Consider the following 14,298-nt stretch of genomic DNA (forward strand, 5'->3'; position numbering starts at 1 on the left):
CAAATTTAAGAATATTGAGAGATTTCAGTTTGATAAAGATCTAAAGCTTCATCCATTGACATATTTTCAGGTGGTGGGGCAACAACACTGACTTTAGGTGCTTCAGCCACTTTTGCTGCTTTTGATTTCACTTGATATTCAATAAAAATTGCATCTTTACCAAAATAATCACGCAACTTTGCCAGCAATTCATCTAGAGGTGCAACTTTCCACTGAGCACCTAAGTGTAATTCTGCTGTTGCAAAGCTTTGTTCAATTTGCATGTGTAGGCCAATATGTTGGCACATATCAATATTACAATAGGGTAAAAGCAGAGTTTGCAGATCTTTAGCCAATGATTTTGTCATTAAATCGTGGCTTAAGCGAACTTGGATACTTTGGGCGCGTTTCTGACGAATCTCATTTAAACTAAATGCCTTGCTTAACCTTGCCATTGGGCGGTCGAAGCCTTCACGTTCGTAAATTTCACCCTCAATAACCACGACCTGATCTGGTCGAACGATCTCTTTATAGCGTTGGAAACGTTCGTGATTACAACTGATTTCAACACGTGCTGTACCGTCATCTAAGGTGATCATAATACGGTTTGGAAAGTTTGCAATGTCGACAACCAATCCAGCAAAAACAGTGGTAACACCGCGACGTGTCGGCGTGAGTTCATTGAGTTTTGCGGGTACAAATGATTTTAATTCAGGGCGGTAGACATCAATTGGATGACCTGTTAAGTACAAACCAAGCGTATCTTTTTCACCTTTTAAGCGAACTTCATCAGCCCACGGTTTAACGGGTTTGGCGGGTTTGCGCTGAACTTCTTCAACTTCACCAAACAAATCCATGATCCCGGTTTCGCGGTTGCTTCGGGCTTGCTCAGCAGCTTGTACCGCTTCAGGAAGTTGTGCCATGAGGCTTGAACGTTCAATACCCAAACAATCCAGTGCACCTGCACGAATTAATGCTTCTAAGGTTCGTTTGTTGATTTTCTTTAGATCAATACGATGGCAGAAATCAAATAAATCTTTATAAGGACCTTCTTTGGTGCGTGAGTCGATCACAGACTGCATCGCTTGTTCACCGACACCTTTAATCGCACCTAGTCCATATACAATGGTTTGTTCATCACTGGCATGGAAGTGATACAACGACATATTTACCGAAGGTGGAAGCACGTCTAATTTGTTATTACGACAGTCATCAATTAAAAATACAATACTGTCGGTATTTTGCATTTCCGATGACAGTACCGCTGCCATAAACTCAGCAGGGTAATGCGCTTTTAACCAAGCTGTATGATAGGCAACTAAGGCATACGCTGCGGCGTGGGATTTGTTAAAACCATAACCTGCGAACTTTTCCATATAGTCGAAGATATGGTTGGCAGTTGAGACATCAATCCCTTTTTGTCCTGCACCTTCAGTAAAGATTTGGCGTTGTTTTACCATTTCTTCGGGTTTCTTTTTACCCATCGCACGACGGAGTAAATCTGCACCACCAAGCGTATAGCCCGCACATATCTGCGCAGCCTGCATCACCTGTTCTTGATAAACCATAATACCGTAGGTTGGTTCTAATACGCCTTCAAGTAAAGGATGCAGGTATTCAAACTCACCACCATGCATACGATGGATAAAGTCTGGAATAAGATCCATTGGACCCGGACGATATAGGGAAACGAAGGCAATAATTTCTTCAAATTTGCTTGGTCTCGCTTCCTTCAACATTTTTTTCATGCCGACGGATTCAAACTGGAACACCGCAGTTGTATTTGCATTGGCAAACACAAGATAGGCATCTTTATCATCCAATGGCACATCAACAATATTTAAAGGAACTGCCGATTTGATCCGTTTATTGATATTTTGAACAGCATCTTCGATTACGGTCAGGTTACGTAAACCCAAGAAGTCAAACTTGACCAGACCTGCGGCTTCAACGTCATCTTTGTCATATTGCGCAACACGGCCAGTACCATCGGCTTCACACAGAACAGCTGAATAGTCGGTAATTTTGCCTGGTGCAATCACCACACCACCAGCATGTTTACCAGTGTTACGCGTGATCCCTTCGAGTTTGAGCGCCATTTCCCAAATCTCAGCGGCGTCGTCATGATCTGGATTTGAAGGATTGGTGACAATATCTTTAAGTTGCGGTTCCATGTCGATGGCTGTTGCCAAATCAACACCAAGCGGTTTGGTTGGTACCATTTTTGAAATACGATCGGCTAGACCATACGATTTACTCAATACACGTGCGACATCTCGAATCGCACCTTTTGCAGCCATCGTACCGAAAGTGGCAATCTGTGAAACCGCTTCACGACCATAGTTTTGAGCAACGTATTCGATGACACGGTCACGACCTGCAATACAGAAATCGACATCGAAATCGGGCATTGAGACACGTTCAGGATTTAAGAAACGTTCAAAGAGAAGATCATAACGCAGGGGATCAAGATCGGTAATTTTTAAACTATATGCGACCAAAGACCCTGCACCCGAACCACGTCCGGGACCAACAGGCACACCATTATTTTTGGCCCATTGAATAAAGTCCATGACGATCAAAAAATATCCGGGGAAACCCATTTTCAGGATAATATCGACTTCATACTTAATTCGTTCATCATAGGGCTTACGAATTTCCGCCCAGTCTTCATCACGCTCTGTAATCGGATAAAGATGATTAAGGCGTTCTTCTAAGCCTTCACGAGATAAATGTTCGAAGTAACTATCAATGGTATAACCATCTGGAATCGGGAAGTCGGGTAAGAAATAAGTACCCAATTGCAACGCGACATTACAACGTTGCGCGATGTAGTAACTGTTAGCGATCGCACTCGGAATGTCTGAAAATAGTTCAGACATTTGTTCGCCAGTTTTAAAATACTGTTCTGAACTAAAGTTTTTAGGGCGCTTATTATCACCCAATACATAACCATCGGCGATACAAACACGCGCTTCGTGCGCATCATAATCATGTTGTTCGATAAAGTGCACATCATTGTGTGCAACCACACCAATTTGATATTTTTCTGCAAGTTTAAGGGCTTGCTGAATAAAATCCTCTTCACCAGCACGTTCAGTACGCGTGAGTGCCAAATAGACGCGATTACCAAACTTTTCGATCCAAGCTTCTAATAATGGCTCAGCTTTTTGCGGGTTGGATGAGCAAAGCATTTGCCCGACATCACTACGTTGCCCAAGTAATACGATTAAATCTTCAGATTGTTCGAGTATCCAATCCTTTTGCACGCAGGGGATACTGAGCTGTTGTCCTTCGATAAAGCCACGAGAAACGATTTCGGTTAGACTTCTCCAACCTGTGTTACTCATGGCTAATAATGTGGCTCTATGTTCAGCATCATTTAGACGGATCACACTGCCAAGAATTGGTTTAATACCTTTCTTTAGGCAAGCCTCATAAAATTTCACAGCAGCATGTAAGTTAGATAAATCTGTAAGTGCCAATGCAGGCATTTCATCTTTTACGGCAACTTTGACCAAATCAGGTATGCGAACAATCGATTCTGTAATCGAAAATTCTGTATGAATACCAAGATGAACAAACTGCATAAATCTATCCTTAACACGACCGTCGATTATTCTAACATGCTCTGTGTATGGCTGTTGTCTAATATTTTTACAATAAGATCATATCTACTTTTTATTTTAAACGGCAAAGAAAAAACCGATGTATATGTGATCTAGACATATACATCGGTTTAATTCCATCAACTTCAATATTACAGGCTTAAATTAATATTCCCAGAACATCCGTTGAATCTCATTTGCATCATTGGTTTTCGTAAGTGCAAGAGCCGCCAAAATACGTGCTTTTTGTGGATTTAAGTCATGTGCAGCTACCCAACCATATTTATCATCTGGTTGTTCAGCATTACGTAAAACAAATCCTCGAGCGACGCGAGACGAACGAATAATTTGAATGCCTTGTTCATCACGTAACTGTTTTAATGTAGGTACGATGTAATTTGCGATTGAACCATTACCTGTACCCGCATTTACAATTGCTTTGGTGCCCGCTTTTGCATAAGCAACATAAGCATCTGTAATCATAGAGTCAGAACCATAAGCGATCTGAACGACAGGGAGTTGATCGCCTTTAATATTTTCAATATTAAATTCAGATGTCGTGGTATGACGTTTTAACGAATTTCGGAACCAATAGGGTTTCTTTTCAACCACAGTACCTAATGCACCCCATTGGCTGACAAAGGCATTGGTATGAATATTGATTCCTTTGGTGACATCACGCGCAGCAAAAATAGAATCATTCATCAGAACCAATACCCCTTTGTTTTTCGCTTCATTAGATGAAGCAAGGGCAACAGCACTATAAAGGTTGAGAGGGCCATCGGCAGAAAGAGCCGTTGATGGACGCATTGAACCGACTAGAACAATTGGTTTGTCGGTATGAATAACAAGGTTTAGGAAGAACGCTGTTTCTTCGAGCGTATCAGAACCATGCGTAATGACAATGCCATTCACCGATGGTTTTTTGACTAAATCGTTGACTTGTCTTGCCAGAGATAAAAGTTCTTTATCAGTAATATTTTCAGAGGCGATCTGTAACGCTTGTACACCACTTACATTGGCTAAATCTTTGATTTGAGGTACAGCATTAATTAATGCATCGACAGGTACTTTTGCTGCTGTATAGGTTGCACTGTTGGTCGAACTTGCACCTGCACCTGCAATCGTACCGCCTGTTGCGATAACGACTACATTATTTTTTGCATACAATGAAACTGATGCGGCAAGTAGAGTTAATCCTAACCCTAATGATTTAACCGTTTTATTAATCATTAATGACAATCCTGTATTTTATCTTCCATTGAAACACAATGCCTATGCCAGACATGGCGACTATTATTTGAATTTTTAGTCGCTAAATCATTGGCATTTTATTTTTTATTGGGATGCGCTGCGAGGGCGAATAGTTGCTTGAATAGCCGAATAGATAATTTTATTAATAGTGCTCGAATAATAGGTTAAAACGAACAATATCAGTTGTTTGGGATATAATTGTAATGCAACCAATGGTTTTGCGTCATCTTGGTGCGATTTTTCTAAATTGTAGACGGAGTAGTCTAAAATAAAAAAAGCAATGTCTAGCTTAGACATTGCTTTTAATTTTATTGATTAACGACGCGTGGCTAAGAAGCGATCTAAGCGATTAATTGCTTCTCGCAGTTCATTTTCTGCGGGTAAAAATACCACACGGAAATGGTCTGGTGTCGGCCAATTAAATCCTGTTCCTTGTACCAGTAATACTTTTTCAGCTTTCAATAAATCCAACATTAAAGCCTCATCATCTTCAACTGGATAAACATCAGGATCTAGTCGAGGGAAACAATACATCGCACCTTCAGGTTTGACACAACTCACGCCCGGAATTTCATTAAGCATTTCCCAAGCAATATTTCGCTGTTCATATAGACGACCACCCGGACGGATTAAGTCGTTAATCGATTGATAACCGCCCAAAGCCGTTTGAATAGCATATTGCGCTTGATGGTTGGCACATAAACGCATAGATGCCAACATGTCTAAGCCTTCAATATAATCTGCTGCGCGTGCTTTATTACCTGTAATCGCCATCCAGCCTGCACGATAACCTGCGATACGATAGGCTTTTGATAAACCATTGAATGAAACACAAAGTTGATCACCTGCCAAAGCAGCTACGGCTACATGCTCAATGCCGTCATAAATAATCTTGTCGTAAATCTCGTCCGCAAATAAAATCAAATCGTATTTCTTTGCCAACGCAACAATTTGTGCAAGAACATGGCGTGGATAGACTGAACCTGTTGGGTTGTTTGGGTTAATCACCACGATCCCACGCGTGTTCGGCGTGATTTTACTCTCCATATCCGCAATGTCAGGATACCAATAATTTTCTTCATCACATTTGTAGTGAATGGCGGTACCACCAGATAGGTTTACTGCTGCGGTCCATAATGGATAATCGGGCATGGGTACCAGCATTTCATCGCCATCGTTTAGTAAGCCTTGCATGGCCATCACGATCAGTTCAGAGACACCATTCCCGACATACACATCATTGACGTGCATATCAAAAATGCCTTTTTGTTGGTAATACTGACAAATAGCTTTACGCGCAGGGAAAATCCCTTTTGAATCCGTATAACCAATTGCATTTGGCAAGTTTAAAGCGACATCATTGATGATTTCTTGTGGCGCTTCAAAGCCAAAAGGCGCAGGGTTACCAATATTTAATTTTATGATTTTATGACCCTGTTCTTCCATTTCATTGGCGGCTCGTAACACAGGACCACGAATGTCGTAGCAAACATGCTCGAGCTTAGAAGATTTTTTGATTTCTCGTGGGGTTTGAATCGTGTTATTCATCTTGGTGTTCTCGGAAAGAGTGGGGTTCACTTTGGCATAGCGATATAAATAACTTTTAAATGTTTCAGTTGTGACTAAATCAAGATCATGTTGATCTCTAAGCAATGTGACAATTTTTTCATGCGTAAATCCGTCCTGTTGATATTGTTTAATCACAGGCAGTAGACTTTTAAAAATAACGCTTTTTTTTTGCGACATTTTTTAATCTCAAGCAAGAATAGAACTAAGATTAACATTGTTTTTGCTTGCTTGAAAGCACATGTGAAATAAAAATGCTCACTTAATTTTGTTAATTTGCTCTCTTTTTGCTTTCTAATTATGGGTGTTTTGTAACTTATTTCGTTAAGACTAGAAATTTTATAATGAATGACGTAAATATAGGATTATTCTATTTTAAATAGTGAAATAAGAAGGAATATGTCATGGGAAAAGTCAATAAAACTGACCGTGAATGGCAAAGAGAGCTATCGCCAGAAGAATATCGTATTACCCGTAAGAAAGGTACAGAGCCTGCTTTTACAGGTCAATATTGGAATAATAAGCAACATGGGGTGTATGTATGTCGTTGTTGTGGCGCTGAATTATTTTCTTCTGAAACAAAATTTGACAGTGGCTGTGGTTGGCCTAGTTTCTATCGACCAATTGATAGTATTGCAGTAGAAGAACACGAAGATTTGTCTCATGGTATGGTCAGAACAGAAATAGTCTGCCATGATTGCGACGCACATTTAGGGCATGTTTTTGAGGATGGCCCACAACCGACTGGTCTACGTTATTGCGTAAATTCGGCATCATTACAACTTAAAACACAAGAAAAGAATGACGAGGAAACTTATCCATGAGTAATATTTATCAGTTTGAAGCTGAGTTGTTAGAGGGAGATATAAAAGCGCTCGCTGATTATAAAGGCAAGGTCATGCTGATTGTAAATACAGCCAGTAAGTGTGGCTTTACCCCACAATTTGCGGGGCTTGAGAAACTTTATGAAAAATATAAATCTCAAGGCTTAGAAGTTTTAGGTTTTCCATGCAATCAGTTTGGCGGACAAGATCCAGGTACCAATAAGGAGATTGGGACATTTTGCCAACGCAACTATGGTGTAGATTTTCCGATGTTCGCAAAGGTTGATGTGAAAGGACCTGAAGCACATGTAATTTTTCGTTTTCTAACACGAGAAGCAAAAGGTATTTTGGGGAGTCGTAATATTAAATGGAATTTCACCAAATTTTTGGTTGGACGTAATGGCGAGGTCTTAGGACGCTATGCGCCAACGACGAAACCAGAAGCTTTGGAAGCTGATATCGAAAAAGCTTTAGCGAAAAAATAAAAATACAGATAAAAAAGACGGTCATTTGACCGTCTTTTTACATTAGCGTGTTGATTCGACTATTGTTGGTTTTTCTTTCCTAAAGCTATGTAGCTTGCGGTTAATATCATCAATAAAGGTATAGACCACTGGGATGACCAATAACGACAAGAAGGTACTGGTAATCAGACCTCCAATCACTGAAATCGCCATAGGTGAACGGAAACTCGGGTCTGTGCCAATCCCCAATGCAATCGGTAACATACCTGCGCCCATTGCCAATGTTGTCATGATAATCGGACGAGCACGTTTGTGGCAGGCATCCAGCAAGGCGTTAAAACGTGAATAGCCTTTTTCATTGCGCGCAATAATCGCGTAATCGACCAAGAGAATTGAGTTCTTACTCGCAATCCCCATCAGCATAATCAAGCCAATTAAACTTGGCATAGAGAAACTGCTTTTAGCCAAGAGTAACAACACAAATGCACCACCCAGTGATAAAGGTAATGCCACTAAGATGGTAATTGGTTGTAAGAAATCTTTAAATAAAAGCACCAGCACCACATAAATACACAGTACACCTGTGAGCATCGCTAAACCAAAACTTGAAAATAGTTCCTGCATCACTTCAGCATCACCGATATTGGTACGTGTTACGCTTGGTGGTAAGTTTTTCATAGTCGGTAATTGATCAACTTGTGCGGTCACGTCACCTAAAGGTTGATTGTTGAGCTCAATATTCAGGTTGATATTACGCATACGATTGAATCGGTCGATCTGTGAAGGCCCACTTTCAATATTTACATCAGCGATGCTACCTAACATGACTGGGCCTTTATTTCCTTTGATGATAAGGCGTTTAATGAGCGCTTCATCTTGACGTGCCGACAACGGAAGTTTAATCACAATCGGTATTTGGCGTTGTGATAGATTCAACTTTGCCAAGTTCTGGTCAAAGTCACCAGCGGTCGCGATTCTTAGTGTTTCAGCAATATCATAACTGGTGATACCAAGATCTGCTGCTTTAGCAAAGTCAGGGCGAACAACCAGTTCAGGACGAATCAGTGCAGCGCTTGAACTCACACTACCTATGTTGGGAATGGTTCGTAATTCACGCTCTAGTTTACGAGCAGTCGCCATCAACGCTTCTGGATCATCACCTGAAAGTGCCAGTTGATATTGACTGTTGTTTCCAGCGATACCCACTTGTATCCTTGCGCCTGGGAGTGGGGCTAAACGTTGTCTGATCTCATCTTCAATTTGTTGCAAACTGGCAGATCGATCAGAGCGTTCGGTGGTTTGAATGGTGAGTGTTGCTTTGCGAGGTTCGCTGGAAGCGCCGCCAGCAAATGGATCTGTACCTGCTGCACCACCACCAATAGTGGTATAGACACTTTTGACTTCTGGGTGGTCTTTAATCAGGTTGCGAGCGTATTCTGCTGTTTTTAAAGTTTCCGAAAATTGTGAACCCGGTGTTAATTCTACGCGAACTTGGGTTTGTCCTGTATCTGGCGGAGGTACGAAACCTGTTGGCAGTAATGGAATGAGCATGAGCGAGCCAATAAAAAAAGCAATCGCGCCAAATAATGTGACCCAACGATGGTTTAAACACCAAGTCACTAAACGCATATACACACGCATGACGCGACCATCATTTTCACGATCTTTGGCCAAACCTCTTTGACCTTGATCTTCTATCGATGAGGTCGGCAATGGATGGTCTATTTTTCCAATCCATGGTTTAAGAATATAAGCTGCCATCATCGGGGTAAGTAAACGCGCAACCAAAAGTGAGGCAAAAATTGCGAGGGATGCCGTCCATCCAAACTGAACGAAGAACTTACCTGCGATGCCACTCATAAATGCGGTTGGTAAAAACACGGCGATTAAGGTAAAAGTTGTCGCGATAACTGCAAGCCCAATTTCATCCGCAGCCTCCATGGCCGCTTCATACGGGGTTTTCCCCATCCTCAAATGCCGAATAATATTCTCAATTTCGACAATCGCATCATCCACCAATATCCCTACCACCAAAGACATAGCAAGTAGCGTGACGATATTGAGAGTGAAACCTAGGTAATACATGCCGATGATCGCAGGTAAAATGGAGAGGGGTAGAGCAGTAGCAGCAATGATGGTTGCACGCCAATCTCGTAGAAATAACCAGACCACAAGTACTGCTAAAATTGCGCCTTCATATAGCAGAGACATTGAACCTTTGTAGTTATCTTCAACAGGTTTAACAAAGTTAAAAGCCTCAGTGATTTTAATGTCGGGGTGAGCAGCTTTGAGTTTATCCAAGGCAATGATGACACCTTTTTCAACATCAACCTCACTGGCACCTTTACTCCGGGTGATTTCAAATCCAATAACAGGTTGTCCATTTAAAAGGGCAGCAGAACGTCGTTCGGCTATTCCATCGCGTATGGTTGCGACTTGATCTAGGCGGATATGCCGACCATCACTCAATGCGATATTCATCGCACCAATTTCAGCCGCTGTTTTTACAGTTGCAATCGTACGAATAGATTGTTCACTACCGCCAATTTTAGTTTCGCCACCTGAGGCATCTTGTTGGATTAAGCGTAGCTGTCGGGTAACGTCTGTCGCCGTTGCATTGAGCGCCAATAGTTTTTCAGGGTCGAGTTCGACATCAATTTGCCGAGTGACACCACCTACACGAGAGACAGCACCGACACCTTTGACTTGAAGCATGGCACGAGCAATATCATAGTCGACAAACCAAGATAATGCTTCTTCGTCCATTTTGGGTGATTGAATCGCATAAGTTAAGATCGGAGAACCAGACAGATTGATTTTGCTGACAATTGGATCTCTTAAATCAGCAGGTAAGTCTGAGCGAACCTGTGACACCGCATTGCGAACATCATCCACAGCTTCTTGAAGCGGTTTCTCCAATTCAAACTCTGCGGTAACGCTCACTACACCATCTTGAATATTGGTATATTGATTTCTTAAACCTTGTAAAGTTGCAATCGAGTTTTCGATTTTACGGGCGACTTCAGTTTCAAGTTGAGGTGGTGCTGCCCCCGGCAAGGCGGCTGTCACCGTCACCATTGGCAATTCGATATCTGGGAATTGCTGGATTTTCATCCAATGAAAACATAACAGACCTGCCAAGCCAAGCATAATGAATAATAGAATACTTGGAATTGGGTTGCGGATGGACCAAGCGGAAACATTCATTTTAATGCTCCTGTGTGGTCACAAGCTGTTTGCTAAGCGGCGTGTCGGGGATAGCTTTGGCGACATGTACGAGATCTCCATCCGTTAAAAACCCAGTCCCAGAAGAAACCACTTTTACATTCGCTGCTAAGCCTATAATTTCCACACGATTGCCTAAACGTCGTCCCACAGTGACTTTTTGTTGGGTTACACGATTGTCATTGTCAAGGATAAATACATACGCAAAACCATCACGTAATAACAATGCGGTTTGTGGAATAGTTAGGGCTGATTTTTCGCCTAGATCAAATTCACCTTTGACAAACATTCCCATGCGAACGGCTTGGGTTGTTGGTAAATCAACATAGACCAGACCATAACGTGTCTGCGGGTCAATCACAGGTGCAATCATTCGAACTTTTCCTGTGATCGCAGGTTGAGTTGGGTCAGGTGAAAAGATGCGAGCAGTCATGCCTTGTTTTAATTTATATAGGTCAGTTGTGGTGACTTCTGCACGCCATTCTAAGCGGTGATCTCGGATGAGACGAAATAATTCTTGGCCTGTTTGTGCTAATGAACCCACTGTGGCACTTCGTGCAGAGATAACCCCACTGTCAGGTGCAATCACTTTGGTTTGTGCTAAACGTAATTGATGGCTTTCAATTTGTGCTTTGGCAGCATCTAAACGAGCCTGCGCAGTTGCTTGAGAGGTTTGATATTGCGTGGATTCTTGAGCGGAAATTGCCCCAGTATTTTTGAGTTGTTGGATACGTTTGTGATTGGTGATGGCATCACTAAGTACTGCTTGAGCTTCTGCATAATTGGCTTTTGCGGCGGCTAAGTCAGCGCGAATGGTGTCGCTATTTATTTCTGCGAGAACTTGTCCTCGCTTAACTTCATCACCTACATTGGCGTTTACTTTAGTGAGACGTTGACCTGATAGTTCGCTACCAATCACGACTTCTTGCCATGCGGCAACGTTTCCGTTGGCAGTAAAGGTTTGTTTCCAATTTTGCTGTTCGGGTTGAACGACTGTAACCGTAAGGGCAGCTTTTTGTTCAGTTGTTTCAGGTTTCTTTTTGTCTACATTGGTTGGTTTTTTAGCAGTCCCAACTTGCCGTATTGTGACCAAGATAATCACCAGTACAATAATGATTGCCAAAACGAGCCAAATTTTTTTATTTATTTTCTGGGGAGTTTGAGAAGCCATCTTTCCATTGTTCACCAAAGTTTGATGGCTAAGTATAGACCAAGATTTCACCAGATGGTCAATCGTAAATGAAATGAATATTCAGGGCTGTTGGGGTTATGCTTAGCATCGCTTCATACACTCTTTGTGTATCTTCCATCAGAAGAAACACAAAGAGTGTATGAAAGACGTCTGTTTTTTACTAATCATTAACTGATTAAAGGGAAGAAGCGTTTGGAAATGTTATTTTTCAACCTGTTGAATTGCTGTAATGAATACTTCGCTGTTTTCACATGCTTCATCATTACAAATGGAACTTAACCATACTTCACCATCACCAAACATCAGACCATCTTGGTTGGTAAATGCCTCATCATATTTTTGCTTGAGGATTACGTCCTTAATTTGTGGTGTTAGGATTTTATCGTAGTCTTGAACAAATGCTTCAGCATTTTGAATCGCTTTAGCATTGTTTAATTTGGTTTTAAAAGGATAGCTCACCATATTTGCAACAACGAGCTTATCATTGTTTTTCACTGCATCTTGTAGGAAAGAGAAAGCGATTTTATACTCATCGTTTGTATCGATATGAATGACAGCATCAGCAAAACAAGCTGCAAAATCTTCAGGTGCGCCCAGTTTTGTGACTCGATCAATCAACATTTGATAGTCACTTTCTTCGGCGATACCTGCCCAAACATCTTTGACTTGCATTTCTCCATTTTTTTGTTCAAAAACAAACCATGCAGGGTCACTGATTTGAGTCGCTATATTTGCAGCACTCCAATGACTAATAGAGATTACTTTTTGTATTTGGATATCGTTTCCATTTACTTTTTGATTGATGTAATTGGCAACCCGACGTGCATATTCTTCACGAAGCGATGGGGTTAGTTGAGCTGTACTTTCCTGACAGCTGGGTTGCTGCTCAGTGGTAATTTTTGCTGATTCTGACTCCTTGGTTGTCGTGGGCTGTTTATTACATCCTGAAAACGATAGCAGAAACGGTGTAACGAGAATAGATAACCAAATTTTTGATTTTGCCATGAGTGGTGATTCCAATACCTAACTATTAAACTATTTAGAGGTGGCTTATTGGTTAATAATCAGGGGTGTCGACATCGCAGCCCATGCCATGACAACCAATCCAGTTTCCATGTGTATCAAAGTTCGGATTGCCATCTTTATCAAATTGTGGACGAGTATCTATATTTTTTTGTTTCTTGGGTGGAGGGGTGACATCACAACCAACACCATGACAACCATCGTAGTTTGATTTTTGTGAAGAGTGGTTTTTATGATGATCTGATGATTCTAGTGCTCCAAGAATAACAGCACCTAAGATTGCACCTGCGACTGCTGCACCTGTATCACTGCCATCAGAACCGTAAGTACGAGTACCTTGATCATATGTCCCTGATTTACCATGATGATAGCCATTTTGATCTGCAAAGACACCTGCACATCCCTGAGAAACCCATAGATAGCCAGAGTTTGGATTAAAGCCCCAACTACGATTTAAAATACAGGATGACTGTGAGATTTGATGAATGAGTTGTGGTTTAGAAAAAGATTTAGCGTAGCATTCATTATATTGAAAATGTTTTGACTCACATCGCACAGTGGTTTCAGCTTGTGCTGAGTGAATCGTGCCTAGCCATAAGAGTGCTAAAGTTATTGGTGTAAAAAATATGATTTTAGGATTCATTTGATTTTGATCTCCAAATAGCTCATGGTTTTTTTATTGTTTAGCCTCTTTGTATTTCGCCTATATGGAGAAACAAAAGGGATTTCTGAAAACAGGTGTATTTAATTAAGAATAAGTTTAAATAAACTAAACACATTTAAAGGTTAATCGAGCAACACCATTAACGAGTAAATGTGATTTAGTTTCATTTTTTATTACTTGCACTGTTTTGTTTTGATTGTTGCAGTGTTTATTGGCATTTTGAAGTGCATAAGCTTCAGCGCCTCCTTTTCGGCCTGCAAGAGGCGCAGCTTCTACTGCGGCGACATAGTTGCCATTTCTGTCGGTGCTAATATCTGCATTATAGGTAAGGCCAGCGCCACGGAATTTGGTTTTATCGTTTGAAACGGCACAGCCAGTTAAAAATAATGTAACCATCGATAAAATAAAAAATAAATTATTTAACTTCATAATACCTCACCTTTTTGAATTATTTTCTAGCGAATTAAATTTAATAATTATGTTTAATTCTATTATTTTA

Annotated in this window: 10 protein-coding genes; 2 read left to right on the forward strand and 8 right to left on the reverse strand. The window is 41.0% G+C overall.

Annotated elements, in window-relative coordinates; all coding sequences use genetic code 11:
- Nucleotides 1-5 precede the first annotated feature (5 nt).
- The 3 genes from dnaE to MMO38_RS04330 all read right to left on the reverse strand — a co-directional run bounded on the left by dnaE (nucleotide 6) and on the right by MMO38_RS04330 (nucleotide 6,587).
- The gene (gene dnaE / locus MMO38_RS04320; RefSeq protein ID WP_241322679.1) at nucleotides 6-3,569 is read right to left on the reverse strand and encodes a DNA polymerase III subunit alpha; all 3,564 of its coding nucleotides are present in this window, start codon (nucleotides 3,567-3,569) and stop codon (nucleotides 6-8) included.
- Nucleotides 3,570-3,752: 183 nt separating this feature from the next.
- Nucleotides 3,753-4,820 (reverse strand): asparaginase, encoded by a 1,068-nt coding sequence (locus MMO38_RS04325; protein ID WP_241322680.1) that lies wholly within the window; start codon nucleotides 4,818-4,820, stop codon nucleotides 3,753-3,755.
- Nucleotides 4,821-5,156: 336 nt separating this feature from the next.
- Nucleotides 5,157-6,587, reverse strand: a complete 1,431-nt coding sequence (locus MMO38_RS04330) for a pyridoxal phosphate-dependent aminotransferase (protein ID WP_241322681.1) — start codon at nucleotides 6,585-6,587, stop codon at nucleotides 5,157-5,159.
- A 224-nt stretch (nucleotides 6,588-6,811) separates the two neighbouring features.
- Between MMO38_RS04330 and msrB the strand changes: the two genes are divergently transcribed.
- Both msrB and MMO38_RS04340 read left to right on the forward strand, forming a co-directional pair.
- The gene (msrB, locus tag MMO38_RS04335) at nucleotides 6,812-7,231 is read left to right on the forward strand and encodes a peptide-methionine (R)-S-oxide reductase MsrB (protein ID WP_241322682.1); all 420 of its coding nucleotides are present in this window, start codon (nucleotides 6,812-6,814) and stop codon (nucleotides 7,229-7,231) included.
- Entirely contained in the window at nucleotides 7,228-7,716 is a 489-nt protein-coding gene (locus MMO38_RS04340) for a glutathione peroxidase (protein ID WP_004671491.1), read from the forward strand. The genes msrB and MMO38_RS04340 overlap by 4 nt, the downstream gene beginning before the upstream one ends.
- A gap of 42 nt (nucleotides 7,717-7,758) precedes the next feature.
- Here MMO38_RS04340 and MMO38_RS04345 read toward each other — a convergent pair whose 3' ends face one another.
- The 5 genes from MMO38_RS04345 to MMO38_RS04365 form a co-directional block, all read right to left on the reverse strand.
- Nucleotides 7,759-10,902, reverse strand: coding sequence for an efflux RND transporter permease subunit (locus tag MMO38_RS04345; RefSeq protein WP_241322683.1), 3,144 nt, complete (start codon nucleotides 10,900-10,902; stop codon nucleotides 7,759-7,761).
- A 1-nt stretch (nucleotide 10,903) separates the two neighbouring features.
- Nucleotides 10,904-12,091, reverse strand: coding sequence for an efflux RND transporter periplasmic adaptor subunit (locus MMO38_RS04350; protein ID WP_004671489.1), 1,188 nt, complete (start codon nucleotides 12,089-12,091; stop codon nucleotides 10,904-10,906).
- Between the two features lie 222 nt (nucleotides 12,092-12,313).
- Nucleotides 12,314-13,117, reverse strand: a complete 804-nt coding sequence (locus MMO38_RS04355) for a hypothetical protein (protein WP_241322684.1) — start codon at nucleotides 13,115-13,117, stop codon at nucleotides 12,314-12,316.
- A gap of 52 nt (nucleotides 13,118-13,169) precedes the next feature.
- Nucleotides 13,170-13,778 carry a DUF3011 domain-containing protein gene (locus MMO38_RS04360; protein ID WP_241322685.1) on the reverse strand — a complete coding sequence of 203 codons (609 nt, stop codon included), beginning with the start codon at nucleotides 13,776-13,778 and terminating at the stop codon, nucleotides 13,170-13,172.
- A 126-nt stretch (nucleotides 13,779-13,904) separates the two neighbouring features.
- Nucleotides 13,905-14,228: a hypothetical protein gene (locus MMO38_RS04365; protein ID WP_241322686.1), complete on the reverse strand. Its 324-nt coding sequence runs from the start codon at nucleotides 14,226-14,228 to the stop codon at nucleotides 13,905-13,907.
- Between the last annotated feature and the right edge of the window lie 70 nt (nucleotides 14,229-14,298).

The sequence above is a fragment of the Acinetobacter sp. NIPH 1852 genome (genome assembly GCF_022549455.1).
Classification (GTDB): Bacteria; Pseudomonadota; Gammaproteobacteria; order Pseudomonadales; family Moraxellaceae; genus Acinetobacter.

Excerpts from the sequence above, each read along its gene's own strand:
- dnaE (WP_241322679.1), bottom strand. The coding sequence starts at position 3,569 with ATGCAGTTTGTTCATCTTGGTATTCATACAGAATTTTCGATTACAGAA.
- MMO38_RS04325 (WP_241322680.1), bottom strand. The coding sequence starts at position 4,820 with ATGATTAATAAAACGGTTAAATCATTAGGGTTAGGATTAACTCTACTT.
- MMO38_RS04330 (WP_241322681.1), bottom strand. The coding sequence starts at position 6,587 with ATGTCGCAAAAAAAAAGCGTTATTTTTAAAAGTCTACTGCCTGTGATT.
- msrB (WP_241322682.1), top strand. The coding sequence starts at position 6,812 with ATGGGAAAAGTCAATAAAACTGACCGTGAATGGCAAAGAGAGCTATCG.
- MMO38_RS04340 (WP_004671491.1), top strand. The coding sequence starts at position 7,228 with ATGAGTAATATTTATCAGTTTGAAGCTGAGTTGTTAGAGGGAGATATA.
- MMO38_RS04345 (WP_241322683.1), bottom strand. The coding sequence starts at position 10,902 with ATGAATGTTTCCGCTTGGTCCATCCGCAACCCAATTCCAAGTATTCTA.
- MMO38_RS04350 (WP_004671489.1), bottom strand. The coding sequence starts at position 12,091 with ATGGCTTCTCAAACTCCCCAGAAAATAAATAAAAAAATTTGGCTCGTT.
- MMO38_RS04355 (WP_241322684.1), bottom strand. The coding sequence starts at position 13,117 with ATGGCAAAATCAAAAATTTGGTTATCTATTCTCGTTACACCGTTTCTG.
- MMO38_RS04360 (WP_241322685.1), bottom strand. The coding sequence starts at position 13,778 with ATGAATCCTAAAATCATATTTTTTACACCAATAACTTTAGCACTCTTA.
- MMO38_RS04365 (WP_241322686.1), bottom strand. The coding sequence starts at position 14,228 with ATGAAGTTAAATAATTTATTTTTTATTTTATCGATGGTTACATTATTT.